Below are 25,609 nucleotides of genomic sequence, written 5' to 3'. Positions count from 1 at the left end.
AGATAGTTAATGGAATCGGTTACAGAATTTTCATAAAAAGTGTGAGGAGCGTTAAATTTTTCGATCCGTCTTCAGCCTTCGATAGGATCAACGTCCAGCACCCACTTCACTTTGCGCGCTTCCGGTAGGGTATTGATCAGTACCAGCGCGCCGCTGACGATATGTTGCAGGCGGATGCGCGAAGGGTGCTGGAGCAAAATCTGCCAGCGGAAACGTCCACCACGCTTTGGTGCCAGCGCCGGCACCGGCCCCAGTATCCACAGCGGGTTATCCACCAGCGGACTGGCCTGCAGGAGGTTTCTCAGCTGCTGCAGGAAAAGCGGTGCCTGCTGGTTGTTGTGATCTTCTGCGCGAATGATGACGTGGCTGGTCCACGGCGGAAGCTGCATCGTCTGGCGTTCTGCCAGCGCCTGCTCCGCAAACGCGTCATAGCCTTTATGCAGCAGGGTTTGCAGTAACGGATGTTCAGGATGGTGGGTCTGTAAAACCACCTCACCCTGTTTGCCTGCGCGACCGGCACGTCCGGCAACCTGGGTATAAAGCTGGGCAAAACGTTCTGCTGAGCGAAAATCGGCCGAAAACAGCGCGCCGTCTACGTCCAGCAGGGCGACCAGCGTTACGTCCGGGAAGTGGTGCCCTTTGGCCAGCATCTGCGTGCCAATCAGAATGCGTGCGCCACCGCGATGCACTTCCGCCAGCTGCTGTTCCAGTGCCCCTTTGCGGCTGGTGGTGTCACGGTCGATGCGGGAAAGAGGAACGTCAGGGAAGAAAGGCTTAAGGGCCTCTTCCAGTTGCTCCGTCCCCAGACCGACCGGCACGATATGCGTTGAGCCACATGACGGACACTGGCGTGGTACCGGCCGCTGGCTGTCGCAGTGGTGGCAGCGCAAATGGCGCTGGGCCTGATGGAACGTGTAGTAGTGGTCGCAGCGCGGGCATTCGGCAATCCAGCCGCAGTCGTGACACAGCAGCGCCGGGGCAAACCCGCGGCGGTTAAGGAACAAAATGACCTGATTACCGGCCTGCAAATGCTGGCGCATCCGGGTGATAAGCGCAGGCGCTAACCCCGCCTGCACCTGCTGGCCTTTTAGATCCAGCACATGCTGAATGGCAGGGCGCGCGTTCCCTGCGCGCCGCGTCAGGCGCAGCATGTGGTATTTACGCTGGCGAACGTTATGCAGCGTTTCGAGGGCGGGCGTCGCGGAGCCAAGAATAATCGGGATTTGCTCGCTGTGGGCGCGATAAACGGCCAGATCGCGGGCGTGATAGCGCCAGCCTTCCTGTTGCTTATAGGAGCTGTCATGCTCTTCATCGATGACGATAACGCCGAGGTTTTTAAACGGCGTAAACAGCGAGGAACGGGTGCCAATCACAATCGCCGCTTCGCCGTTTTTGGCTTTCAGCCAGGCGCTGAGGCGCTCGCTGTCGTTCAGGCCCGAATGTAACACTTCAACCGGCGCATTAAACCGCTCGCGAAAACGGGCGATGGTTTGTGGCGTAAGGCCGATTTCCGGAACCATCACCAGCGCCTGTTTACCCTGCGCGAGCACGTTTTCCAGTACGCTGAGATACACTTCTGTTTTGCCGGAGCCGGTGACCCCTGCCAGTAGCCAGGCGGAGAAATGATCGGAGGCGCTGTGAATGGCTCCTACGGCGGTGGCCTGCTCGGTGTTGAGTCGCAGACGATCCCCTGAAACGGAGAAACTGTCCCGCCAGTCATAAAGGGCAGGCGCCTCGCTTGCCAGTTCGCTCAGCCCTTTTTTGCGCAGGGCCTGTAGCGCCGTTTCGCTCACCTCAAGCTCGTCAACCTGATGTCGCCAGATTTTCCCCTGACGCAAGGCCGCCAGCGCCTGCTGCTGTTTCTGCGAGCGTTTCAGGCTATTGATATCGACCGCCTGACCCTCTTCAGTGGCAAACCAGTACCAGAGGGGAGCGTGGCTGGCACTTTTACCCTGACGAAGCATAATAGGCAGGGCGTGGAACAGGACATCGCCGATGGGGTGATGGTAATAATCTGCCGCCCACAGCAGGAGCCGCCAGGTGCTGGTGGAGAACACGGGCTCGCTGTCCAGTACCTCCGCGACGGCTTTCAGCTCATTGAGCGGCAATTCGCTCTTATCGCTCACCGACACCACAATCCCAATACGCTGCTGTTTGCCAAATGGCACGGTCACGCGACAGCCCGCTTTGGCGCTCATGCTGTCAGGCAGCAGATAGTCAAAGGTGCGGGGAAGCGGAACGGGCAGGGCAACGTGAGCGACGGGCATCGAATCTTCCTGACTTGAAAAGTGGCGCGTTAGTATACACATTAGTGAAAGCGGCGTGCGGATCAGTTTGCATACGTTGGTCAAATTCTGTATGATTCGCCGCCTTTGGTGTACTTTACGCCAAAGAACTTACATTCAACATCGCGTGGTGTCTGGCGTTAGGGCTGGAAGAGCGACGCGGCCTTAACTGAGGTTCTCCCATGAAAAAAGATATTCACCCGAAATACGAAATGATTACTGCAAACTGTTCTTGCGGTAACTCTATCCAGATCCGCTCTACCGTGGGTCACGATCTGAACCTGGACGTGTGCGGCAAATGCCACCCGTTCTACACTGGTAAGCAGCGTGATGTTGCAACCGGTGGCCGTGTTGACCGCTTCAACAAGCGTTTCAGCATCCCGGGCGCTAAGTAAGTTTCCCGAAAAAAAGGCACCGCAAGGTGCCTTTTTTGTATCCGCTTCTCAGTATTCCCACGTATCCGGGTCGATACCCAGTTCACGCATGATCACCTTCGCCTCTTCCGGAATTTCATCACTACGCTCTTTGCGCAGATCTTCATCGTTTGGCAACGGTTGACCGGTAAACGCATGCAGAAACGCTTCGCACAGCAGTTCGCTGTTGGTTGCGTGGCGCAGGTTGTTCACCTGACGACGCGTACGTTCATCGGTGAGGATCTTCAACACCTTCAGAGGAATGGAAACCGTAATTTTCTTTACTTGCTCACTCTTCTTACCGTGCTCAGCGTATGGGCTGATATATTCGCCGCTCCATTCAGCCATGAGATACCTTTAATCCTCTCAGTCATTAATCTAAAGGTGCAAAACCCGTCATCGCCAGTTTTGACCGTAATCCAGCGTAGTTTACCGTAGAGACGATACCGTGGCACGGATATTGCCGCTGCAGCGTGCACTAAAGCATATAATTTTAACGGCTATTTGCGCATTGCTCAATCTATACGCAAAGAAGTTTAGATGTCCAGATGTATTGACGTCCATACTTTCAGTGTTTACTCTGGTGCCTGACTTTTCACCTCTTTTAGCCAGGAAGCCTTCACCATGACGCGTAAACAGGCCACCATCGCAGTGCGTAGCGGATTAAATGATGACGAGCAGTACGGCTGTGTTGTCCCGCCAATTCATCTTTCCAGTACTTACAATTTTACCGGTTTTAATGAACCCCGTGCGCATGACTACTCCCGTCGCGGCAATCCGACGCGTGACGTAACCCAGCGCACGCTGGCGGAGCTGGAAGGCGGTGCAGGCGCCGTGTTAACCAACACCGGGATGTCTGCGATTCACCTGGTGACGACGGTATTTCTGAAGCCGGGTGATCTGCTGGTGGCACCGCACGACTGTTACGGTGGTAGCTATCGTCTGTTTGACAGCCTCGCAAAACGCGGGTGCTACCGCGTGCTGTTTGTCGATCAAAACGACGAACAGGCGCTGAAACAGGCGCTGGCAGAGAAACCGAAGCTGGTGCTGGTGGAAAGTCCAAGCAATCCATTGTTGCGCGTCGTCGATATTGCGAAAATTTGTCAGCGCGCAAGGGATGCGGGAGCGATAAGTGTAGTGGATAATACCTTCCTCAGTCCGGCCCTTCAGAACCCGCTTGCGCTGGGTGCCGATCTGGTATTGCATTCATGCACAAAATATCTGAACGGTCATTCTGATGTGGTAGCGGGCGTGGTGATTGCAAAAGATCCCGACGTTGTCACCGAACTGGCATGGTGGGCCAATAACATTGGCGTCACTGCGAGCGCTTTCGACAGCTACCTGTTGTTGCGCGGTATCCGCACGCTGTCGCCGCGCATGGAAGTGGCGCAGCGCAATGCTCAGGCGATTGTCGATTTCCTGAAGACCCAGCCGCTGGTGAAAAAGCTCTATCACCCGTCGCTGCCGGAAAACCAGGGGCACGAGATTGCCGCGCGTCAACAAAAGGGATTTGGCGCGATGTTAAGTTTTGAACTGGACGGTGACGAGCAAACGCTGCGTCGCTTCCTGAGCGGGCTGTCATTGTTTACGCTGGCGGAATCATTAGGTGGGGTTGAAAGCTTGATCTCCCACGCCGCGACCATGACGCACGCAGGTATGGCACCAGAAGCACGTGCCGCCGCCGGTATTTCTGAGACGCTGCTGCGTATCTCGACCGGTATTGAAGATTCTGAAGATTTAATTGCCGATCTGGAAAATGGCTTCCGGGTCGCAGCCAAGGGGTAATCATGAGTGTGATAGCGCAGGCAGGGGCGAAGGGTCGTCAACTGCACAAGTTTGGTGGTAGTAGTCTTGCTGATGTGAAGTGTTACCTGCGTGTCGCAGGGATCATGACAGAGTATTCGCAGCCGGGGGACATGATGGTTGTCTCCGCGGCTGGCAGCACCACCAACCAGTTGATTAGCTGGCTCAAACTGAGTCAGACCGATCGCCTCTCTGCGCATCAGGTGCAACAGTCCTTACGTCGTTACCAGAGTGAGCTGATTGCCGGCTTACTGCCTGCGGACGTCGCGGACGGATTGATTAGCGCCTTTACGCATGACCTTGAGCGTCTGGCTGCCCTGCTGGACAGCGGTATTACCGACGCGGTGTATGCCGAGGTGGTCGGCCACGGTGAAGTGTGGTCTGCGCGCCTGATGGCGGCCGTGCTGCAACACCTGGGCGTGGATGCAGCCTGGCTTGACGCGCGTGACTTCCTGCGCGCCGAACGCGCCGCTCAGCCGCAGGTGGATGAAGGCTTGTCATATCCGCTGCTGCAACAGCTGCTGGTTCAGCATCCGGGCAAACGTATTGTGGTGACCGGCTTTATCAGCCGCAGCAGTGCCGGTGAAACCGTGCTGCTGGGACGTAACGGCTCTGACTACTCAGCGACGCAAATTGGTGCGCTGGCAGGCGTTTCCCGCGTCACCATCTGGAGCGACGTGGCCGGTGTCTACAGTGCTGACCCGCGTAAAGTGAAAGATGCCTGCCTGCTGCCGCTGCTGCGTCTGGACGAGGCCAGCGAGCTGGCACGCCTGGCGGCACCGGTTCTGCATGCGCGTACGCTACAGCCGGTTTCCGGGAGCGACATCGACCTGCAGCTGCGCTGTAGTTACACCCCGGATCAAGGCTCTACCCGCATCGAACGCGTCCTGGCGTCCGGTACGGGGGCGCGAATTGTGACCAGCCATGACGACATCTGCCTGATTGAGTTCCAGGTCCCGGCGGGCCAGGATTTCAAACTGGCACATAAAGACATCGATCTGATCCTCAAACGCGCCCAGGTGCGTCCGCTCGCCGTTGGCGTGCATAACGATCGCCAGCTGCTGCAGTTCTGCTACACGGCCGAAGTGGCGGACAGCGCCCTGAAAATTCTTGATGAAGCGGGCCTGCCGGGCGAGCTTCGCCTGCGTCAGGGTCTGGCGCTGGTGGCGATGGTGGGGGCGGGCGTTACCCGCAACCCGCTGCACTGCCACCGTTTCTGGCAGCAGCTGAAAGGCCAGCCGGTTGAATTCACCTGGCAGTCGGAAGAGGGCATCAGCCTGGTGGCCGTACTGCGTAAAGGACCCACCGAGAGTCTGATTCAGGGGCTGCATACCTCTCTGTTCCGTGCGGAGAAACGCATTGGACTGGTGCTGTTTGGTAAAGGAAACATCGGCTCACGCTGGCTGGAGCTGTTCGCTCGCGAGCAGGTGACCCTCTCAGCGCGTACCGGGTTTGAATTTATTCTCGCGGGCGTGGTGGACAGCCGCCGCAGCCTGCTGAACTACGAAGGGCTGGACGCCAGCCGGGCGCTGGCCTTCTTTAACGATGAAGCGGTTGAACAGGATGAAGAGTCACTGTTCCTCTGGATGCGCGCGCACCCGTATGACGATCTGGTGGTGCTGGACGTGACCGCCAGTGAACAGCTTGCCGATCAGTATCTTGATTTCGCCAGCCACGGTTTCCATGTTATTAGCGCCAATAAGCTGGCGGGGGCGAGCAGCACGGACAAGTACCGTCAAATCCACGACGCGTTTGAAAAGACAGGCCGTCACTGGCTGTATAACGCCACGGTGGGCGCTGGCTTGCCGGTTAACCATACCGTGCGTGATTTGATTGAAAGCGGCGACAGCATTCTGGCGCTGAGTGGCATCTTCTCCGGCACGCTCTCCTGGCTGTTCCTGCAGTTTGATGGCACCGTGCCGTTCACTGACCTGGTGGATCAGGCATGGCAGCAGGGCTTAACGGAACCTGACCCACGCGTTGACCTCTCCGGTAAAGACGTTATGCGTAAGCTGGTGATCCTGGCGCGCGAAGCCGGTTATGACATCGAACCTGATGCCGTCCGCGTTGAGTCGCTGGTGCCTGCTGGCTGTGAGGACGACTCTGTCGACCATTTCTTCGAGAACGGCGAAGAGCTGAACGAGCAGATGGTGCAACGTCTGGAAGCGGCAAACGAGATGGGCCTGGTGCTGCGCTACGTGGCGCGTTTCGAAGCGAACGGAAAAGCACGTGTGGGTGTCGAGGCGGTTCGTCCTGAACATCCGCTGGCGGCACTGCTGCCGTGCGATAATGTTTTCGCCATTGAAAGCCGCTGGTACCGTGATAACCCACTGGTGATCCGTGGCCCGGGCGCGGGGCGCGATGTGACCGCCGGGGCCATCCAGTCCGACATCAACCGTCTGGCTAAACTGCTGTAATCTTTCTTGTTCCCTCTCCCGGTGGGAGAGGGACAGGGTGAGGGCATCAGACCGCACTCACCCGCCATCATGAACTCCCTTCATCTTCCCTGAGCATTCCTCACCATTGCTGGCGATTATTTCTGTTGACGTCCCTCCGCTTTTCCGTCATTTTTACATCTGGACGTCTAAACGTATAGAAGTTCGAAACACAACACACAATGACACGCGATTGATGAGGTAAGGTATGAGCTTTTTTCACGCCAACCAGCGGGAAGCCCTGAATCAGAGCCTGGCCGAAGTAAATGGTCAGATTAACGTCTCTTTTGAATTTTTCCCGCCGCGCACCAGTGAAATGGAGCAAACCCTCTGGAGCTCTATCGATCGCCTGAGCAGCCTGAAACCGAAGTTTGTCTCCGTCACCTACGGTGCCAACTCCGGTGAGCGTGACCGTACGCACAGCATCATTAAAGGCATTAAGGACCGTACGGGTCTGGAAGCGGCTCCGCACCTGACCTGTATCGACGCGACGCGCGATGAGCTGCGTGCCATTGCCCAGGACTACTGGAACAACGGTATTCGCCATATCGTCGCCCTGCGCGGTGACCTGCCGCCGGGGAGCGGTAAACCGGACATGTACGCCACCGATCTGGTCGCGCTGCTGAAAGAGGTCGCAGACTTCGACATTTCCGTTGCCGCTTACCCTGAAGTTCACCCGGAAGCGAAAAGCGCCCAGGCGGATCTGCTTAACCTGAAGCGTAAAGTGGACGCCGGTGCGAACCGCGCCATTACCCAGTTCTTCTTTGATGTGGAAAGCTACCTGCGCTTTCGTGACCGCTGTGTGTCCGCGGGCATCGACGTCGAAATTATCCCGGGAATTTTGCCGGTCTCTAACTTCAAACAGGCGAAGAAATTTGCCGATATGACCAATGTGCGCATTCCACACTGGATGTCTAAAATGTACGAAGGGCTGGACGATGACCCGGAAACACGCAAGCTGGTGGGCGCAAACATCGCGATGGACATGGTGAAGATCTTGAGTCGTGAAGGGGTGAAGGATTTCCACTTCTATACGCTCAACCGCGCGGAAATGAGTTACGCCATTTGCCATACGCTGGGTGTTCGGCCTGACGCATAACAAATAGAAGCCCTTTTCGGAGGGTTTTTTGATTTATAAGGGTTTTATTTCCCCGCCATATCAGCAATGCTGCCTTTGACGTACAGAACGCACATACTTTCAATGGGAAATTAAACGGAATTAACTATCGAATCTGTGGGTTATCTCAACTATACCTTATCAACAAGGGCGTATATCGTAACGGTAACACTGTAAAAGGGAGCATAGCGATGAGCACGTCAGACGACAGCAATAATGCGGCATCAATCGGCAAGTGCCCGTTCCATCAGGGCAGCGTCGATCACAGCGCGGGGGCAGGCACAGGCAGCCGCGACTGGTGGCCAAAACAACTCCGCGTCGATCTTCTTAATCAACATTCCAACCGTTCTAACCCTCTGGGTGAAGACTTTGACTACCGCAAAGAATTCAGCAAACTCGATTACTCAGCGCTCAAGGGCGATCTCAAAGCACTTCTGACCGACTCTCAGCCGTGGTGGCCAGCCGACTGGGGCAGCTATGCGGGCCTGTTTATCCGTATGGCCTGGCACGGCGCAGGTACCTATCGCTCCGTTGACGGTCGCGGTGGCGCAGGGCGCGGTCAACAGCGCTTTGCCCCCCTGAACTCCTGGCCAGATAACGTAAGTCTGGATAAAGCGCGCCGTCTCCTGTGGCCTATCAAGCAAAAATACGGTCAAAAAATTTCCTGGGCTGACCTCTTCATCCTTGCCGGTAACGTGGCGCTGGAGAACTCTGGCTTCCGTACCTTTGGTTTTGGGGCCGGGCGTGAAGATGTCTGGGAACCGGATATGGACGTGAACTGGGGTGATGAAAAAGCCTGGCTCACCCACCGTGACCCGGAAGCACTGGCGAAGCGCCCACTGGCAGCCACCGAAATGGGGCTGATTTACGTTAACCCGGAAGGGCCAAACGCCAGCGGTGAACCATTGTCAGCGGCCGCGGCGATCCGTGCCACCTTTGGCAACATGGGGATGAACGACGAAGAGACCGTTGCGTTGATTGCAGGCGGTCATACCCTCGGTAAAACCCACGGTGCAGGTGAGGCGACCCATGTCGGCGCCGACCCGGAAGCCGCGCCAATTGAAGCGCAGGGTCTGGGCTGGACCAGTACGCACGGTACCGGCGTTGGCGCAGATGCGATCACCTCCGGGCTGGAAGTCATCTGGTCACAAACGCCGACCCAGTGGAGTAACTACTTCTTCGAGAACCTGTTCAAATACGAGTGGGTGCAGACCCGCAGCCCGGCGGGTGCGATTCAGTTCGAAGCCGTGGATGCACCAGACATTATGCCTGATCCGTTCGACCCGTCGAAAAAGCGCAAACCGACGATGCTGGTCACCGATCTGACGCTGCGTTTTGACCCCGAGTTCGAGAAAATCTCCCGCCGCTTCCTGAACGATCCGCAGGCCTTTAACGAAGCCTTTGCGCGCGCGTGGTTCAAGCTGACCCACCGTGATATGGGGCCAAAAGCGCGTTACATTGGTCCGGAAGTGCCGAAAGAAGATCTCATCTGGCAGGATCCACTGCCGCAGGCGGTGTTCAACCCGACCAATGAGGACATCGAGAGTCTGAAAGCGGAAATCATTGCCTCGGGTCTGTCCGTGAGCGACCTGGTTTCCGTTGCCTGGGCGTCTGCATCGACCTTCCGCGGTGGCGATAAGCGTGGCGGCGCCAACGGTGCGCGTCTGGCACTGGCACCCCAGCGCGACTGGGAAGTTAACGCCGCAGCGGTTCGCGCGTTACCCGCCCTGGAAGCTATTCAGCGTACCACGAACAAAGCGTCACTGGCCGATATCATCGTGCTGGCAGGTGTGGTGGGTGTTGAACAGGCGGCGAAAGAGGCCGGCGTTTACGTCAATGTACCGTTCACGCCGGGCCGCGTTGATGCGCGCCAGGATCAGACGGATATCGAGATGTTTAACCTGCTCGAACCGATTGCCGATGGCTTCCGTAACTATCGTGCACAGGTTGATGCCTCCACTACCGAGTCTCTGTTGATTGATAAGGCCCAGCAGCTGACGCTCACTGCACCAGAACTGACGGTGCTGATTGGCGGTCTGCGCGTACTGGGGGCGAACTTCGATGGCAGTCAGAACGGCGTGTTCACCCATCGTGAAGGCGTGCTGAGCAACGATTTCTTCGTGAACCTGCTGGACATGAATACCCAGTGGAAAGCGACCGATGAATCAAACGAGCTGTTTGCCGGCAGCGATCGCGCCAGCGGTGAAGTGAAATACACCGCCACGCGTGCCGATCTGGTATTCGGTTCGAACGCCGTGCTGCGCGCGCTGGCCGAGGTTTACGCCAGCAGTGACGCCCATGAGAAATTCGTCCGCGACTTTGTTGCCGCTTGGGCGAAGGTGATGGATTTGGATCGGTTTGATCTGCAGTAAATACAATCCCCGCTTCGGCGGGGATTTTTTTATTATCCGGCCATACCGGTTACGCCCACTCCCGCAGGAACCGTTGCCCGTACTGATCGGCCACCAGCAGCGCCGCGTAAACCTGATCCGGTGACACCCCGCCTGGCATGTTGTGAATGGTTTCCCCCTCTGCGCAGGCAGCCTCGGCAATCAGCCGCATTTTAAGCGGAATATCCTCTTTAATGTTCAGTTCTGCTAGCGTGATGGGCAAACCTACGCTGTGACACAGCGCCGCGACGGTTTCAATTTCCTCTACCGGGGCATTTTCCAGCACCAGTTGCGTCAGCGTCCCAAACGCCACTTTTTCACCGTGATAGAACGAATGTGCCTCCGGCACGGCGGTCATTCCGTTGTGAATGGCGTGTGCGGCCGCCAGTCCACCGCTTTCAAATCCAACGCCGCTCAGATAGGTATTGGCTTCAATGATGCGCTCCAGCGCCGGTGTGACCACGTGCTGCCCGGCCGCGAGCATCGCTTTCTCACCCTCTTCAATTAACGTGTTGTAGCACAGCTCGGCGAGGGCTAGCGCAGCCTGGGTACATTTTCCGCCCGCCATGGTGATCGCGCCACTACGGGAACAGGCGCGCGCTTCAAACCAGGTGGCAAGGGCATCGCCTATCCCGGCGGCCAGCAGACGCGGCGGAGCGCCAGCTACCACCCGGGTGTCGACAATCACCATGTTCGGGTTATGCGGCAGCATCAGGTAGCGATCGAATTCACCGCTGTCGGTATAAATGACGGAAAGGGCGCTGCACGGGGCGTCGGTGGAGGCGATAGTCGGGGCGATGGCAACGGGCACGTCCATAAAATGCGCCAGCGCTTTGGCGGTATCCAGCGTTTTCCCGCCGCCGATACCGAGCACCGCCATACAGTCGGCGCCGTCGGCCCGTTTTTTCAGGCGATCGATTTCATTTTGCGAACATTCGCCACCGAAGGGCGCGATTTCAGCATAAATTTCCGCTTTTTTGAAACTCTCAAGCAAGGTCTCTTGTGCAAAACCCAGCACAAACTTATCACCCACAACCAGCCAGCGTGTTGCCAGTGGTTTCAGATAGTCGCCGAGACGGGTGAGAACATCAGCGCCCTGGATATATTTCCCCGGCGATTGAATGATACGGTCCATAACAGATCTCCCTTAGAGGTTGAGGTTACCAAACGCGTTTTTCCAGTCGTGCTCAAACTTCTCTATGGCTGACTCTACCGCCGGGGTGCCGAGCATTTGTTGCGCTACATCTAAAGGAAGCGTGATTGCTTCACATCCGGCGAGCAGGCAGTCCAGCGCCTGACGTGGTGTTTTGAAGCTGGCGGCCAGCACGCTGCTTTCTGGGGCGTGGCGTTCGAGCAGGGATTGCAGCTCCTGTACCATACGAATGCCGTCCCCGCCCTGAGCGTCGACGCGATTAACATACGGTGCGACATATTTCGCTCCCGCCAGCGCGGCCAGTAAACCCTGGGCGGCGCTGTAAACGGCCGTGCCCAACGTGGTTATGCCCTCTTTTTTCAGCATTTTTATCGCTATAAGGCCCTGTGCGGTCACCGGGATTTTCACCACGATGTCAGGAATGGCGTTACTCAGGCGTTTGGCTTCTGCCACCATCCCTTCGGCTTCACGGCTCATGGTCTGGGCAAACAGCGTACCCTGTGGCCCGATGGCGTTTTGCAGACGCGGCAGTACGTTCCAGAGGGTTTCGCCGCTGGCGGCTACAATGCTCGGGTTGGTGGTGACGCCGGCAATCGGAAAAATGCGCGCCAGGCGCTCAACCTCTGCCACGTTGGCGGTATCCAGATACAGTTCCATTATTTTTCCTTAAGTCAGAAAGGTTAACCTAAGGATAAGGTGGGGCTGCTGGCCGGGGATACAGGTCAATTTTGCCAAATACTGGACAAATGTAATGTGCTTAGTGAAGTGAGAGGGCGATCACAATGCTAGTTTTTGGCAGTCAGCTGGCTGTGATACTGGCGGCGGTACTCGGAAGGGGAGCGTTCGGTATGTTTACGAAAGAGGCGGCAGAAGTAGTTGCTGTCTGTAAAGCCGCAGCGGGCGGCAATGTCTTTGATTTTTAGATCATAACCCTTGAGCAACTGGCGCGCGTGTTCCAGACGCGTTTGGGTCAGGTATTCATTGAACCCCACGTTCCCGGTCTTCTGAAACAGATGTGAAAGGTAGTTGGGTGAAATATAAAACGCCCGCGCCACGGAATCGCGGGTCAGCGGTGAGGCGTGATGTTCATCGAGATAGCGCCGGATGGCTTCAAACAAAGCACGACTGCGGCTGTCAGTATGAATGTCGCTGCCAAGAAGATCGCGACAGTGGCTGAGCATACTCAGTACCACCAGTCTGGCCGTTTCCTGTTCATCAGGCTGCATCTGCAGCTCGGCCAGCGTTTGCAGGAGAAACGCTCCGGTTCGGGGGCCGCGCCGGGCAACCTGCTGGTGCTGTATAAGCACGTTATCCCGATAAAGACGAAGCGACAGCTGCTGTTTACCGAAGCTGATGCTGAGCGCGTGACCGGTATGAAGTAACCCCTCCGCAGAGGAAGAAAACCACGCTTCGCAGGCATTATCGAGGTTAATGACCAGGCAAGGCGTTGTGCGGGAGTGTGGGTCGGGCGGGGCGACAAACCGTACGTCACGTAGCGCGACGGTGCCATTAATGAGGTCGGTCAGAAGGGTGCTGATGTCGTGGTGCATGGCGTGAATACCGGATATCGCCCGGCAGCGTTAGCGCTGCCGGGCCTGTATGAAGCCAATGGATTAGCCTGTGTTACGCATACCTGCCGCAACGCCTGCAATCGTCACCATCAACGCCTGTTCGACGCGTGGATCCGGCTCTTTACCTTCTTCTTCCGCCAGACGTGAACGGTGCAGCAGCTCCGCCTGCAGGACGTTCAGGGGGTCGGTGTAGATGTTACGCAGCTGGATGGACTCGGCAATCCACGGCAGATCCGCCATCAGGTGCGAGTCGTTAGCAATATCCAGCACCACTTTGATGTCGTCTTCCAGCAGTTCGCGCAGCTCTTTACCCAGCGTCCACAGCTCAGGCTTCACCAGACGCTGATCGTAGTATTCCGCCAGCCACAGGTCTGCTTTCGAGAAGACCATCTCCAGCATACCCAGACGGGTGGAGAAGAATGGCCAGTCGCGGCACATGGTTTCCAGTTCGTTCTGTTTGCCATCTTCCACCACTTTCTGCAGCGCCGCGCCTGCGCCCAGCCAGGCGGGCAGCATCAGACGGTTCTGGGTCCAGGCGAAGATCCACGGGATGGCACGCAGAGACTCTACACCACCGGTCGGGCGGCGTTTAGCCGGGCGTGAACCCAGCGGCAGTTTACCCAGCTCCTGCTCAGGGGTAGCTGAACGGAAGTAAGGCACAAAATCTTTGTTTTCACGCACGTAGCCGCGGTACAGATCGCAGGAGATATCTGACAGCTCGTCCATGATATGGCACCAGGACTCTTTCGGCTCTGGTGGTGGCAGCAGGTTCGCTTCCAGAATTGCACTGGTATAGAGCGACAGGCTGCTGATGGTCACTTCCGGCAGGCCGTACTTGAAGCGGATCATTTCGCCCTGTTCGGTCACACGCAGGCCGCCTTTCAGGCTTCCCGGCGGTTGTGACAGCAGTGCCGCATGCGCTGGCGCACCACCACGGCCAATCGAGCCACCGCGTCCGTGGAACAGCGTCAGTTCGATGCCCGCTTTTTCACAGGTTTTGATCAACGCGTCCTGTGCCTGATATTGCGCCCAGGATGCCGCCATGACGCCCGCGTCTTTTGCGGAGTCGGAATAGCCAATCATCACCATCTGTTTGCCCTGAATAAAGCCGCGGTACCAGTCGATATTCAGCAGCTGCGTCATGACGTCGTTGGCGTTGTTCAGGTCATCAAGGGTTTCAAACAGCGGTGCAACCGGAAGGGCATAGTCGATACCGGCTTCTTTGAGCAGAAGGTGAACGCCCAGCACGTCAGACGGCGTTTTCGCCATGGAGATCACATAGGCAGCCACCGATCCTTTCGGCGCATCAACGATCGCTTTACAGGTGTTGAGCACCTCGCGGGTTTCGTTGCTTGGCTCCCAGTTACGTGGCAGCAGGGGACGCTTGGAGTTCAGTTCGCGGATCAGGAAGGCTTGTTTGTCCGCTTCGGACCAGCTTTCATAGTCGCCGATGCCGAGGTAGCGGGTCAGTTCGCCCAGCGCTTCGGTATGACGGGTGCTTTCCTGACGGACGTCAATACGCACCAGCGGCACGCCGAAGCACTTCACGCGACGCAGGGTGTCGAGCAGTTCGCCATTCGCGATGATGCCCATTCCGCAGGCCTGCAGCGATTTATAGCAGGCATACAGCGGCTCCCAGAGCTGCTCGTTCTGGCTCAGCAGGCCTTCCGGCTTCGGCAGGCGCTGGCCTTTCAGACGCGCTTCCAGCCAGGCCTGCGTCGCCATCAGTTGGCCACGCAGTTTTTTCATCAGGAAACGATACGGCTCGCTGGCACCTTCTTCGCCGGCCAGCGCGCGCAGTTCAGGCGTGGCCTCTACCATCGACAGCTCGGAGATCAATACCTGAATATCTTTCAGGAACAGGTCGGTTGCTTTCCAGCGGCTCAACAGGAGCACGTGGCGGGTAATTTCCGCGGTGACGTTCGGGTTGCCGTCACGGTCGCCGCCCATCCAGGAGGTGAAACGCACCGGCACAAAATCGACCGGCAGGCGGTAATCCAGATTCGCTTCCAGCTGCTCGTTCAGCTCACGCAGGTAGTTCGGCACCCCTTCCCACAGGCTATTTTCCACTACTGCAAAGCCCCATTTGGCTTCGTCGACCGGGCTTGGACGATGCTTACGAATTTCATCGGTGTGCCAGGACTGGGCAATCAGCTGGCGCAGACGGCGCATCAGCTGGTTGCGCTCGTAGTCAGCAATGTCTTTGTTATCCAGCTGCTTGAGGCAGTTGTTCACTTCCACCATTTTGTGGATCAGGGTGCGGCGAGTGATTTCGGTTGGGTGAGCGGTCAGAACCAGCTCCAGCGAAAGGGACTCCACCGCTTTTTTGATGACGTCTTCGTTGAGGTCTGGCTGGTCTTTCAGTTTACGAAGCGTACGGGCAATGACTTCCGGGTTGCTGGCAGCTTCGCCATTCGGCGAAATGCTGTGGTATTGCTCAGCGGTGTTTGCCAGGTTCAGAAACTGGCTGAAGGCGCGGGCAACGGGCAGCAGCTCATCGTTAGAAAGGTTCTGCAAGGTGGTGAGCAGCTCCTGACGACTGGCCTCGTTACCTGCACGGGAAGATTTTGACAGCTTGCGGATGGTTTCAACGCGGTCGAGGATGTTTTCCCCCAACGCATCTTTGATGGTATCTCCAAGCACTTTGCCGAGCATACTGACATTACTACGCAACGCGGAATATTGTTCGTTCATAAAAACCCAGTCACCCCATCATTTTTGTTTATGCCCAATCGAAAATCTTTTGGACAATATTTTGTCATCTCCCTTTATAAAGCCACGTAAAACCCCCGTCGTCAATTGCTGCGAAAACGGTTCAGCAAACGAATAAATGTGGGTAATTTACGAAATTTAATTCGCTTTGCGTCAGATAAGAGATGCTTATGGGAATGTGACGAAGATCGCGGGATTTGTTGCCCTTACCCTGACCCTCTCCCACCGGGAGAGGGAACCCTCAGGGGCATTTTAATGCCAGCAGAAGTGATGCACGACCTGGGTAATCAGTTCACGGGTCGGTTTAATAAAGCGCGTTTCCAGATATTCATCCGGCTGGTGAGCCTGGTTGATGGAACCCGGGCCAAGCACCAGCGTAGGACACAGGGTCTGAATAAACGGTGCTTCGGTGCAATAGTTCACCACGTCGGTTTTCTCGCCGAGCAGCTTTTCCACGACTTCAACCAGTTGATGATCCGGTGGACATTCGTAGCCAGGGATCGGCGGATGAAGCTCGGAGACCGTCAGGCGGCCCGGCCAGCGCTCGCTGACCGGCGCCAGCGCTTCGGTCAACAGGCCGTCGAGATCGCTCAGCGTCATGCCCGGCAGCGGACGGATATCCATATGCAGTTCGCAGCAGGCGCAGATACGGTTGGATGCATCGCCACCGTGCAGGCTGCCGAGGTTCAGCGTCGGGTAAGGCACGGTGAATGCGTCGTAGTGATAACGCTCTTTCAGCGAGTCGCGCAACTGCATGATGCGGCCGATGGCGTCGTGCATCAGTTCGATGGCGTTGACGCCGCGCGCCGGATCGCTGGAGTGGCCTGACTGGCCCAGCACGCGCACCGCCGTGGAGATATGGCCTTTGTGGGCGCGGATTGGCTGCAGTGACGTTGGTTCACCAATAATGGCGCAATCCGGGCGAATCGAGGTGTTTTCAGAGAAGTAGCGCGCCCCGGCCATGCTGGTCTCTTCATCGGCAGTGGCCAGAATGTAGAGCGGTTTCTTCAGCGTTGTCACGTCCACGTCACGCAGCGCATCGAGGATAAAAGCAAAAAAGCCTTTCATGTCGGCGGTGCCCAGACCGTAAAGCTTGTTGTCATGCTCGGTCAGGGTGAACGGATCGCGCGTCCAGCGGCCATCGTCAAAGGGAACGGTATCGGTATGACCGGCCAGCAGCAGGCCGCCGGCACCCTGTCCGGTACTGGCGAGCAGGTTAAATTTATGGCGTGTTCCGGGAACGGGCTGAACCTCAACGTTAAACCCAATATCGCTAAACCAACCTGCCAGCAGATTGATTAAAGACTCATTGCTCTGATCCAGCGCTTCTTCGGTCGCACTGATGGAGGGTGTGGCAATCAGGGCGCGGTAAATCTCGATAAATGGCGGTAAGTTCATTTTCATTGTTGACACACCTTAGGTCGTGATAGTATCAATATTCATGCAATAAATGTGAATAAAAATACATTAACGTTGAGCATAAAGGAACCCGATGTTGAATACGCTGATTGTAGGCGCTAGCGGTTATGCGGGCGCAGAGCTTGTAAGCTACGTGAATCGCCATCCTCATATGACCATAACCGCTTTGACCGTGTCAGCGCAAAGCAATGATGCAGGAAAGTTAATTTCCGATTTGCATCCGCAACTTAAAGGCATTGTTGATCTGCCGCTGCAGCCAATGTCTGACATCCGCGCGTTCACCGACGGCGTCGACGTGGTGTTTTTAGCTACCGCGCACGAAGTCAGCCACGACCTGGTTCCGCAATGTCTGGCGGCCGGCTGTGTGGTGTTCGACCTCTCCGGCGCCTTCCGTGTGAATGACGGCGCGTTCTACGAAAAATATTACGGTTTCACCCATCAACACCCTGAACTGCTGGAAAAAGCGGTATACGGCCTGGCGGAGTGGAGCACAGATAAACTGAAGGAAGCGGATCTGGTTGCCGTGCCGGGCTGTTATCCGACGGCGGCACAGCTTTCTCTGAAGCCGCTGATCGACGCAGACCTGCTGGATTTGAACCAGTGGCCGGTGATCAACGCCACCAGTGGTGTCAGCGGCGCGGGGCGTAAAGCCGCTATCGCTAACAGCTTCTGCGAAGTGAGCCTTCAGCCGTATGGCGTGTTCAATCACCGCCATCACCCTGAAATCACGACGCATCTGGGTGCGGATGTCATCTTCACGCCGCATCTGGGCAGCTTCCCGCGTGGGATCCTCGAAACCATCACCTGCCGCCTGAAACCCGGCGTGACCCACGAACAGGTGAGCGAAGCCTTTACGCAGGCCTATGCGGACAAACCGCTGGTGCGTCTGTACGACAAAGGCGTGCCGGCGCTGAAAAACGTGGTTGGCCTGCCATTCTGCGACATTGGCTTCGCCGTGCAGGGTGAGCACCTGATTGTGGTGGCTGCGGAAGATAACTTACTTAAAGGCGCTGCCGCGCAGGCAATGCAGTGTGCAAATATTCGTTTCGGTTTCCCGGAAACCCAGGCTCTTATTTAAGGTGTGATGATGAACCCATTAATTATCAAACTCGGTGGTGTACTGCTGGACAGCGAAGAAGCGCTGGAGCGTCTTTTTACCGCGCTGGTGAACTATCGCGAATCACACCAACGTCCGCTGGTGATTGTGCACGGCGGCGGCTGCGTGGTTGATGAGCTGATGAAAGGGCTCAACCTGCCGGTGAAAAAGAAAAATGGCCTGCGCGTCACGCCTGCTGACCAGATTGATATTATTACCGGTGCCCTGGCGGGGACGGCGAACAAAACGCTGCTGGCGTGGGCGAAGAAACACCATATCGCCTCAGTCGGTCTGTGCCTGGGGGATGGTGACAGCGTAAAAGTGACCCAGCTCGACGAAGAGCTCGGACACGTTGGACTGGCACAGCCTGGTTCGCCTAAGCTGATTAACATGCTGCTGGAAGGAGGATTCCTGCCGGTGGTGAGCTCTATCGGGGTGACCGAAGAGGGCGAGCTGATGAACGTCAATGCAGACCAGGCGGCAACGGCTCTGGCGGCTACGCTGGGCGCGGACCTGATTCTGCTCTCTGACGTAAGCGGTATTCTCGACGGCAAAGGCCAGCGTATTGCGGAAATGACCGCAGCGAAAGCCGAACAGCTTATCGAGCAGGGCATTATTACCGACGGCATGATCGTCAAAGTCAATGCGGCGCTGGATGCCGCGCGTACGCTTGGACGTCCGGTGGACATCGCGTCCTGGCGCCATGCGGAGCAACTCCCGGCGTTGTTTAACGGCACGCCGATTGGCACGCGTATTCTGGCGTAAGCAATTTACCGATTCTGCAGGCCCGGTCAGCGCAGCGCAGCCGGGCAATGAAATTCAAAGATATTAAGGAAGCATGTTATGGCACTTTGGGGTGGGCGTTTTACACAGGCAGCGGATCAGCGGTTCAAACAGTTCAACGACTCTTTGCGCTTCGACTACCGCCTGGCCGAGCAGGATATCGTCGGCTCTGTGGCCTGGTCCAAAGCGCTGGTCACCGTGGGCGTCCTGACCGCAGACGAACAGCTGCAGCTGGAAGAGGCGCTGAATAACCTGCTGGAAGAGGTGCGTCTGGACCCGCAGCAGATCCTCGCCAGCGATGCGGAAGATATTCACAGCTGGGTGGAAGGGAAACTCATCGATAAAGTCGGCCAGCTGGGTAAAAAACTGCATACCGGGCGTAGCCGTAACGACCAGGTCGCGACTGATCTGAAATTGTGGTGTAAGGATACCGTTGGTGAACTGCTGGCAGCCAACCGTCAGCTGCAGGGTGCGCTGGTGGAAACCGCGCAGAACAATCAGGACGCGGTGATGCCGGGTTATACCCACCTGCAGCGCGCGCAGCCGGTAACCTTTGCGCACTGGTGTCTGGCCTACGTTGAGATGCTGGCGCGTGATGAAAGCCGTCTGCAGGATACCCTGAAGCGTCTGGACGTGAGCCCGCTGGGCAGCGGTGCGCTGGCAGGGACGGCCTATGAAATCGACCGTGACCAGCTGGCAGGCTGGCTGGGCTTTGCTTCAGCCACCCGTAACAGCCTGGACAGCGTCTCTGACCGTGATCACGTGCTGGAGCTGCTTTCCAATGCGTCTATCGGCATGGTGCATCTGTCGCGCTTTGCTGAAGACCTGATTTTCTTCAACTCCGGTGAAGCCGGGTTTGTTGAGCTGTCTGACCGCGTGACGTCAGGCTCCTCCCTGATGCCACAGAAGAAAAACCCGGATGCGCTGGAGCTTATCCGCGGTAAGTGTGGCCGTGTGCAGGGCGCGCTGACCGGCATGATGATGACCCTGAAAGGGCTGCCGCTGGCGTATAACAAAGATATGCAGGAAGACAAAGAAGGGCTGTTCGACGCGCTCGATACCTGGCTGGACTGCCTGCATATGGGCGCGCTGGTGCTGGATGGCATTCAGGTGAAACGCCCGCGTTGTCAGGAAGCGGCGCAGCAGGGCTATGCAAACTCGACCGAGCTTGCCGATTACCTGGTGGCGAAAGGCGTACCGTTCCGTGAAGCGCACCATATTGTCGGTGAAGCGGTGGTTGAAGCCATTCGTCAGGGTAAGGCACTGGAAGCGTTGCCGCTGACCGACCTGCAGAAATTCAGTGCGGTTATCGGTGATGATGTGTATCCGATTCTGGCGTTGCAGTCTTGTCTGGATAAGCGTGCAGCGAAAGGCGGCGTGTCACCGAAGCAGGTCGCGCAGGCGATTGCGGATGCGAAAAACCGGCTGGTTTGATGAGTGCGGGCTGGTGCCCTCACCCCGCCCTCTCCCACGGGGAGAGGGCGTAAACACTATAAATGGCAACTTCGGTTGCCATTTTGCTTTTATCCCCGGGCTTTTTTACGCAAAAAAAAGCGGACCACGGGGTCCGCAAAAGTTCACGTTGGCTTTAGTTGTTCGAGTTTTGAGAGAAACTCGCTGACGGTGCGGGGACGTCAAGGGTCAAACACGTGCCGCCTCGTCTATGTGGTGTATTATTCAACAGAAGGCTTGATAGGGATAATCGTTCGTTGCTATGCTATCTATCGCCATGAACTATCGTGGCGACGGAGGATGAATAATGAATATTCGTGATCTTGAATACCTGGTAGCACTAGCCGAGCACCGCCATTTTCGCCGCGCGGCAGATTCCTGCCACGTCAGCCAGCCTACCCTGAGCGGCCAGATCCGCAAGCTGGAAGACGAGCTGGGCGTGATGCTGCTGGAGCGCACCAGTCGTAAGGTACTGTTCACCCAGGCAGGTCTGCTGCTGGTGGATCAGGCGCGCACCGTGCTGCGCGAGGTCAAAGTGCTCAAGGAAATGGCAAGCCAGCAGGGGGAGGCGATGTCCGGCCCGTTGCATATTGGCCTGATCCCAACCGTTGGCCCGTACCTGTTGCCGCACATCATTCCAATGCTGCATCAGACGTTCCCGAAACTCGAAATGTATCTGCATGAAGCGCAAACCCATCAGCTGCTGGCGCAGTTAGACAGCGGCAAGCTCGACTGTGCCATTCTGGCGCTGGTCAAAGAGAGCGAAGCTTTTATCGAAGTGCCGCTGTTTGATGAGCCCATGATGCTGGCGATCTATGAAGATCACCCGTGGGCGAACCGCGATCGTGTGCCGATGGCCGATCTGGCCGGTGAAAAACTGCTGATGCTGGAAGATGGTCACTGCCTGCGCGATCAGGCGATGGGATTCTGCTTCGAAGCGGGTGCTGACGAGGATACCCATTTCCGCGCAACCAGCCTTGAAACGCTGCGTAATATGGTGGCGGCGGGCAGTGGGATCACATTGCTGCCGGCACTGGCCGTGCCGCGCGTACGTAAACGTGACGGCGTGGTTTATCTGCCATGCATTAAACCAGAGCCACGTCGTACCATTGGTCTGGTTTATCGTCCGGGTTCACCGCTGCGCAGCCGCTATGAGCAGCTGGCAGAGGCCATCCGTGGTTCGATGGATGGCCATTTTGACAATGCGTTAAAACAGGCGGTTTAAGCCGTTCAGTGCCGCGACCCGATAGGCTTCCGCCATGGTCGGGTAGTTGAAGGTGGTGTTAACGAAGTACTCGATGGAGTTACCACCACCTTTTTGCTCCATGATCGCCTGGCCGATATGAATAATCTCCGCCGCGCGTTCACCAAAGCAGTGAATACCGAGGATCTCTTTCGTCTCGCGATGGAACAGGATCTTCAGCGTACCCACGCTCATTCCCACGATTTGTGCCCTCGCCAGATGTTTAAACTGTGCGCGACCCACCTCGTAAGGCACCTTCATTGACGTCAGCTGCTGCTCGGTTTTCCCGACGGAGCTGATTTCCGGGATGGTATAAATACCTGTCGGAATATCTTCGATCAGATGTGCCGTCGCTTCGCCTTTCACCAGCGCCTGCGCCGCGATGCGTCCCTGATCGTATGCTGCAGAAGCCAGGCTTGGATAACCGATAACATCACCGACGGCATACACATGCGGCAGGGCTGTCTGGTACATGCTGTTCACCTTCAGCTGACCGCGGCTGTCGGTTTCGAGCCCGATATTTTCCAGAGCCAGAGAATCGGTGTTACCGGTACGGCCGTTGGCGTACAGCAGGCAGTCTGCTTTCAGCTTCTTACCCGATTTCAGATGCATGATCACACCGTCGTCGCAGCCTTCAATTTTCTCGTACTCTTCGTTGTGGCGAATCACCACGCCGCTGTTCCAGAAGTGGTAAGAGAGCGAGTCTGACATTTCCTGATCGAGGAAGGCCAGCAGGCGGTCGCGGGTGTTGATCAGGTCAACTTTCACGTCCATGCCCCGGAAGATCGACGCATATTCGCAGCCAATCACCCCTGCGCCATAGATAATCACATGACGGGGTTCGTGGTGCAGGCTCAGGATGGAATCGCTGTCGTAAATGCGCGGGTGGGAGAAGTCCACGTCTGCCGGATGGTACGGGCGTGAACCACAGGCGATGACAAATTTTTCCGCCGTGATGGTTTCGACCGACCCGTCGTGGCATTCGAGTGCCAGGGTGTGTTCATCAACAAAGTGCGCATTGCCCTGCAAAATTTCACAGTGGTTACGCTCATAAAACCCCTGGCGCATCCGTGTCTGCTGGTTAATAACGGTATCCGCATGATTCAGGATGTCAGCAAAGGAGGAACGAAGAAGTCGGGAGTGGTCGCTGTAAAGAGGGTTCTGGTTAAATTCAATAATGCGGCTAACGGCATGGCGGAGGGCTTTGGAAGGGATGGTGCCCCAATGGGTGCAACCGCCGCCAACGTTATGGTAGCGCTCTATCACCGCTACTCTGGCTCCCTGTTTCACCAGTCCCATAGCAGCGCCTTCGCCGCCGGGGCCGGAACCTATCACAATTGCGTCGTAATCGTAGGAATGTGGCATGGTAAGGCTTACCTGTTCTTATACATAAAAGCAACAGAATCATAACATCATTGCCTGAGTAACCCAATTATCGTTGTGCTTTTTTCCGGCAGTGGAGCACAAACCGTACGTAAACAATCATTCACAAAGCCAGGCAAACAGATTAATTTTATTCTCTGGTATAGTGCCATCAGGCCTTTGGAAGGATTCAACTATCGTGATGGGCGTAAGAGCACAACAAAAAGAGAAAACCCGGCGTTCGCTGGTGGAAGCCGCATTCAGTCAACTGAGTGCCGAGCGTAGTTTTGCCAGTTTAAGCCTGCGTGAAGTTGCGCGCGAGGCCGGGATTGCGCCAACGTCCTTCTATCGTCATTTCCGTGATGTGGATGAACTGGGTCTGACCATGGTCGACGAGAGCGGTCTGATGCTGCGTCAGCTTATGCGCCAGGCGCGGCAGCGTATCGCTAAAGGGGGGAGCGTGATCCGCACCTCTGTGTCGACCTTTATGGAATTTATTGGCAATAACCCCAACGCGTTTCGCCTGCTGTTGCGGGAACGTTCCGGAACATCAGCCGCGTTCCGTGCCGCTGTGGCGCGTGAAATTCAGCATTTTATCGCGGAACTTGCCGACTATCTTGAACTCGAAAACCATATGCCGCGTGCGTTCACTGAAGCACAGGCTGAGGCGATGGTGACGATTGTTTTCAGCGCGGGTGCCGAAGCGCTGGATGTCAGCATCGAACAACGCAAGCAGCTCGAAGAGCGACTGGTATTACAGCTCAGGATGATCTCCAAAGGCGCGTACTACTGGTATCGCCGTGAACAAGAGAAACTGGCACATCAAACCGAAGAGTGAAGGTGAGTAATGAAACAGTCAGGTCAGGATAAGGGTACGCTGTTGCTGGCATTGATCGCTGGCTTATCAATTAATGGCACGTTTGCGGCTGTGTTCAGCTCGATCGTTCCATTTTCTATTTTCCCGCTCATTGCGCTGGTGCTGACGGTGTACTGTCTGCATCAGCGTTACCTGAACCGCACCATGCCGGTCGGGTTGCCTGGGCTGGCCGCGGCCTGCTTTATTCTTGGCGTGTTGCTGTATAGCACCGTGGTGCGTGCAGAGTATCCGGATATCGGTTCTAACTTCCTGCCGGCGGTACTTTCCGTGGCACTGGTGTTCTGGATTGGCTCGCGCATGCGTAGCCGCAAGCACGAGCTGCCGGAGTAAGAGAGTGGGGTTGCAGGCAGGTTGACCTGCCTGCCATCACGTTACTTCGCGGTGAGAAGTACGCCGCACTCCATATGGTGCGTATACGGGAACTGATCGAAGAGAGCCAGACGTTCAACATTGTGCGTCTGACTTAATGTTTCGAGATTCTTGCACAGCGTTTCCGGGTTACAGGAAATGTACAAAATACGCGGGTACGCCTGCACCATCTTCTCGGTTTCGCTGTCCAGGCCACTGCGCGGCGGATCGACAAAAATCGTCTCACACTGGTAGCTCTTCAGATCGATCCCCTCCAGGCGATTAAACTGTCGTACGCCATTCATGGCCTGCGTGAACTCTTCTGCAGACATACGAATGATCTGCACATTGTCGATGTGATTGGCGGCAATGTTGTACTGTGCAGCGGCAACGGACGGCTTGGCAATCTCCGTCGCCAGGACGCGCTCAAAGTTACGCGCCAGCGCCAGGGAGAAGTTGCCGTTCCCGCAGTACAGCTCTAGCAGATCGCCCTTTGACCCTTCGGTCGCCTTCAGCGCCCAGTCCAGCATCTGTACGTTCATTGCTGCGTTTGGCTGGGTAAAGCTGTTCTCAACCTGGCGGTACACCATCTCTTTTCCCGCCACCGACAGACGTTCGTCGATGAAATCCTGATCCAGCATGATTTTGGTTTTTGTCGCACGACCAATCAGGTGAACGTTGATGTTCTGCGCGCGCAGGGCATCGCGCAGCGCTTCTGCCTGCTCGCGCCATTCGTCATTCAGCGCTTTGTGATACAGCAGAGAGACAATCGCCTGGTTGCTTTGTGTGGTCAGATAATCAATCTGGAACAGCTTGTGGCGCAGCACAGGGTTGTTGCGTACGCCGTCGATCATCAGCGTCATGAGCTGGTTGATGAGTTCACTCGCCGCCGGGAAGCTGTTAACCCGAATGCGGGACTTCGTCTGCTGATCGAAAATGATGTGGTACAGGTCGTCACCGTCGTGCCAGATGCGGAACTCCGCACGCATGCGGTAGTGGCTAACGGGCGAGCGGAACACCTCAGGAACGGGCGCGTTGAAAGGCGTCATCATACTTTGCAGGCGGACAACTTTCTCTGCCAGCTGTGCGTCGTACTGTTCTGTTGGGAGGTGTTCGGGGGTCATGATGCGTCCTGAGTGATAAAGAATTA

General features: G+C 56.5%; 20 protein-coding genes. 11 read left to right on the top strand and 9 right to left on the bottom strand.

Annotated elements, in window-relative coordinates; genetic code table 11:
• Positions 1 to 71: 71 nt before the first annotated feature.
• Complete coding sequence (priA, locus tag ACMGG3_RS17830) at positions 72 to 2,267, bottom strand: primosomal protein N' (RefSeq protein ID WP_047742291.1); 2,196 nt, start codon at positions 2,265 to 2,267, stop codon at positions 72 to 74.
• 200 nt (positions 2,268 to 2,467) lie between these two features.
• Between priA and rpmE the strand changes: the two genes are divergently transcribed.
• Positions 2,468 to 2,680 (top strand): 50S ribosomal protein L31, encoded by a 213-nt coding sequence (rpmE, locus tag ACMGG3_RS17825; RefSeq protein ID WP_003862040.1) that lies wholly within the window; start codon positions 2,468 to 2,470, stop codon positions 2,678 to 2,680.
• Positions 2,681 to 2,728: 48 nt separating this feature from the next.
• Here the strand turns inward: rpmE and metJ are convergent, their stop codons facing one another.
• On the bottom strand, positions 2,729 to 3,046 hold the full coding sequence (metJ, locus tag ACMGG3_RS17820; RefSeq protein WP_007369220.1) for a met regulon transcriptional regulator MetJ: 318 nt from the start codon (positions 3,044 to 3,046) through the stop codon (positions 2,729 to 2,731).
• 276 nt (positions 3,047 to 3,322) lie between these two features.
• On the opposite strand from metJ, the gene metB reads away from it, so the two are divergent.
• The 4 genes from metB to katG all read left to right on the top strand — a co-directional run bounded on the left by metB (position 3,323) and on the right by katG (position 10,425).
• A complete protein-coding gene (gene metB / locus ACMGG3_RS17815) occupies positions 3,323 to 4,483 on the top strand; it encodes a cystathionine gamma-synthase (RefSeq protein ID WP_014172189.1) in 1,161 nt (386 codons plus the stop codon).
• 2 nt (positions 4,484 to 4,485) lie between these two features.
• A complete protein-coding gene (locus ACMGG3_RS17810; RefSeq protein ID WP_020883947.1) occupies positions 4,486 to 6,918 on the top strand; it encodes a bifunctional aspartate kinase/homoserine dehydrogenase II in 2,433 nt (810 codons plus the stop codon).
• Positions 6,919 to 7,144: 226 nt separating this feature from the next.
• On the top strand, positions 7,145 to 8,035 hold the full coding sequence (metF, locus tag ACMGG3_RS17805; RefSeq protein WP_181239937.1) for a methylenetetrahydrofolate reductase: 891 nt from the start codon (positions 7,145 to 7,147) through the stop codon (positions 8,033 to 8,035).
• Between the two features lie 209 nt (positions 8,036 to 8,244).
• Positions 8,245 to 10,425, top strand: coding sequence for a catalase/peroxidase HPI (katG, locus tag ACMGG3_RS17800; protein ID WP_020883946.1), 2,181 nt, complete (start codon positions 8,245 to 8,247; stop codon positions 10,423 to 10,425).
• Positions 10,426 to 10,474: 49 nt separating this feature from the next.
• On the opposite strand, the gene gldA is transcribed toward katG, so the two are convergent.
• The 5 genes from gldA to argE form a co-directional block, all read right to left on the bottom strand.
• The gene (gene gldA, locus ACMGG3_RS17795) at positions 10,475 to 11,578 is read right to left on the bottom strand and encodes a bifunctional L-1,2-propanediol dehydrogenase/glycerol dehydrogenase (protein ID WP_414149347.1); all 1,104 of its coding nucleotides are present in this window, start codon (positions 11,576 to 11,578) and stop codon (positions 10,475 to 10,477) included.
• 12 nt (positions 11,579 to 11,590) lie between these two features.
• The gene (gene fsa, locus ACMGG3_RS17790) at positions 11,591 to 12,253 is read right to left on the bottom strand and encodes a fructose-6-phosphate aldolase (RefSeq protein WP_032679238.1); all 663 of its coding nucleotides are present in this window, start codon (positions 12,251 to 12,253) and stop codon (positions 11,591 to 11,593) included.
• A gap of 128 nt (positions 12,254 to 12,381) precedes the next feature.
• Positions 12,382 to 13,146, bottom strand: coding sequence for a helix-turn-helix transcriptional regulator (locus ACMGG3_RS17785; RefSeq protein ID WP_040018280.1), 765 nt, complete (start codon positions 13,144 to 13,146; stop codon positions 12,382 to 12,384).
• Between the two features lie 63 nt (positions 13,147 to 13,209).
• A complete protein-coding gene (ppc, locus tag ACMGG3_RS17780; RefSeq protein ID WP_414149346.1) occupies positions 13,210 to 15,861 on the bottom strand; it encodes a phosphoenolpyruvate carboxylase in 2,652 nt (883 codons plus the stop codon).
• Positions 15,862 to 16,131: 270 nt separating this feature from the next.
• The gene (gene argE, locus ACMGG3_RS17775) at positions 16,132 to 17,283 is read right to left on the bottom strand and encodes an acetylornithine deacetylase (protein WP_020883942.1); all 1,152 of its coding nucleotides are present in this window, start codon (positions 17,281 to 17,283) and stop codon (positions 16,132 to 16,134) included.
• Between the two features lie 88 nt (positions 17,284 to 17,371).
• Between argE and argC the strand changes: the two genes are divergently transcribed.
• The 4 genes from argC to oxyR all read left to right on the top strand — a co-directional run bounded on the left by argC (position 17,372) and on the right by oxyR (position 21,854).
• Complete coding sequence (gene argC / locus ACMGG3_RS17770) at positions 17,372 to 18,376, top strand: N-acetyl-gamma-glutamyl-phosphate reductase (RefSeq protein WP_020883941.1); 1,005 nt, start codon at positions 17,372 to 17,374, stop codon at positions 18,374 to 18,376.
• A gap of 6 nt (positions 18,377 to 18,382) precedes the next feature.
• Complete coding sequence (gene argB / locus ACMGG3_RS17765; RefSeq protein WP_086462987.1) at positions 18,383 to 19,159, top strand: acetylglutamate kinase; 777 nt, start codon at positions 18,383 to 18,385, stop codon at positions 19,157 to 19,159.
• Positions 19,160 to 19,237: 78 nt separating this feature from the next.
• Complete coding sequence (gene argH, locus ACMGG3_RS17760) at positions 19,238 to 20,611, top strand: argininosuccinate lyase (RefSeq protein WP_014172177.1); 1,374 nt, start codon at positions 19,238 to 19,240, stop codon at positions 20,609 to 20,611.
• A gap of 325 nt (positions 20,612 to 20,936) precedes the next feature.
• Positions 20,937 to 21,854, top strand: coding sequence for a DNA-binding transcriptional regulator OxyR (oxyR, locus tag ACMGG3_RS17755; protein WP_414149345.1), 918 nt, complete (start codon positions 20,937 to 20,939; stop codon positions 21,852 to 21,854).
• Here the strand turns inward: oxyR and sthA are convergent.
• Positions 21,837 to 23,237, bottom strand: a complete 1,401-nt coding sequence (gene sthA / locus ACMGG3_RS17750; protein ID WP_414149344.1) for a Si-specific NAD(P)(+) transhydrogenase — start codon at positions 23,235 to 23,237, stop codon at positions 21,837 to 21,839. The genes oxyR and sthA overlap by 18 nt on opposite strands.
• A gap of 196 nt (positions 23,238 to 23,433) precedes the next feature.
• Here sthA and fabR point away from each other — a divergent pair, with 196 nt between their 5' ends.
• Together fabR and ACMGG3_RS17740 are read left to right on the top strand one after the other, a co-directional pair.
• Positions 23,434 to 24,072 carry an HTH-type transcriptional repressor FabR gene (gene fabR / locus ACMGG3_RS17745; RefSeq protein WP_008501784.1) on the top strand — a complete coding sequence of 213 codons (639 nt, stop codon included), beginning with the start codon at positions 23,434 to 23,436 and terminating at the stop codon, positions 24,070 to 24,072.
• A 9-nt stretch (positions 24,073 to 24,081) separates the two neighbouring features.
• Positions 24,082 to 24,441 (top strand): YijD family membrane protein, encoded by a 360-nt coding sequence (locus tag ACMGG3_RS17740; RefSeq protein WP_020883939.1) that lies wholly within the window; start codon positions 24,082 to 24,084, stop codon positions 24,439 to 24,441.
• A gap of 41 nt (positions 24,442 to 24,482) precedes the next feature.
• Here ACMGG3_RS17740 and trmA read toward each other — a convergent pair whose 3' ends face one another.
• On the bottom strand, positions 24,483 to 25,583 hold the full coding sequence (gene trmA, locus ACMGG3_RS17735) for a tRNA (uridine(54)-C5)-methyltransferase TrmA (protein ID WP_041162909.1): 1,101 nt from the start codon (positions 25,581 to 25,583) through the stop codon (positions 24,483 to 24,485).
• Between the last annotated feature and the right edge of the window lie 26 nt (positions 25,584 to 25,609).

It is taken from the genome of Enterobacter sp. BNK-18 (genome assembly GCF_047456135.1).
GTDB classification, from domain to species: domain Bacteria; phylum Pseudomonadota; class Gammaproteobacteria; order Enterobacterales; family Enterobacteriaceae; genus Enterobacter; species Enterobacter ludwigii.
The sequence above is the reverse complement of the archived record's forward strand: the minus strand, read 5'-3'. Positions and strand labels throughout refer to the sequence as shown.

Bases quoted from the DNA above. Each gene is read 5' to 3' on its own strand.
- priA (WP_047742291.1), bottom strand. From the start codon at position 2,267: ATGCCCGTCGCTCACGTTGCCCTGCCCGTTCCGCTTCCCCGCACCTTT.
- rpmE (WP_003862040.1), top strand. From the start codon at position 2,468: ATGAAAAAAGATATTCACCCGAAATACGAAATGATTACTGCAAACTGT.
- metJ (WP_007369220.1), bottom strand. From the start codon at position 3,046: ATGGCTGAATGGAGCGGCGAATATATCAGCCCATACGCTGAGCACGGT.
- metB (WP_014172189.1), top strand. From the start codon at position 3,323: ATGACGCGTAAACAGGCCACCATCGCAGTGCGTAGCGGATTAAATGAT.
- ACMGG3_RS17810 (WP_020883947.1), top strand. From the start codon at position 4,486: ATGAGTGTGATAGCGCAGGCAGGGGCGAAGGGTCGTCAACTGCACAAG.
- metF (WP_181239937.1), top strand. From the start codon at position 7,145: ATGAGCTTTTTTCACGCCAACCAGCGGGAAGCCCTGAATCAGAGCCTG.
- katG (WP_020883946.1), top strand. From the start codon at position 8,245: ATGAGCACGTCAGACGACAGCAATAATGCGGCATCAATCGGCAAGTGC.
- gldA (WP_414149347.1), bottom strand. From the start codon at position 11,578: ATGGACCGTATCATTCAATCGCCGGGGAAATATATCCAGGGCGCTGAT.
- fsa (WP_032679238.1), bottom strand. From the start codon at position 12,253: ATGGAACTGTATCTGGATACCGCCAACGTGGCAGAGGTTGAGCGCCTG.
- ACMGG3_RS17785 (WP_040018280.1), bottom strand. From the start codon at position 13,146: ATGCACCACGACATCAGCACCCTTCTGACCGACCTCATTAATGGCACC.
- ppc (WP_414149346.1), bottom strand. From the start codon at position 15,861: ATGAACGAACAATATTCCGCGTTGCGTAGTAATGTCAGTATGCTCGGC.
- argE (WP_020883942.1), bottom strand. From the start codon at position 17,283: ATGAAAATGAACTTACCGCCATTTATCGAGATTTACCGCGCCCTGATT.
- argC (WP_020883941.1), top strand. From the start codon at position 17,372: ATGTTGAATACGCTGATTGTAGGCGCTAGCGGTTATGCGGGCGCAGAG.
- argB (WP_086462987.1), top strand. From the start codon at position 18,383: ATGATGAACCCATTAATTATCAAACTCGGTGGTGTACTGCTGGACAGC.
- argH (WP_014172177.1), top strand. From the start codon at position 19,238: ATGGCACTTTGGGGTGGGCGTTTTACACAGGCAGCGGATCAGCGGTTC.
- oxyR (WP_414149345.1), top strand. From the start codon at position 20,937: ATGAATATTCGTGATCTTGAATACCTGGTAGCACTAGCCGAGCACCGC.
- sthA (WP_414149344.1), bottom strand. From the start codon at position 23,237: ATGCCACATTCCTACGATTACGACGCAATTGTGATAGGTTCCGGCCCC.
- ACMGG3_RS17740 (WP_020883939.1), top strand. From the start codon at position 24,082: ATGAAACAGTCAGGTCAGGATAAGGGTACGCTGTTGCTGGCATTGATC.
- trmA (WP_041162909.1), bottom strand. From the start codon at position 25,583: ATGACCCCCGAACACCTCCCAACAGAACAGTACGACGCACAGCTGGCA.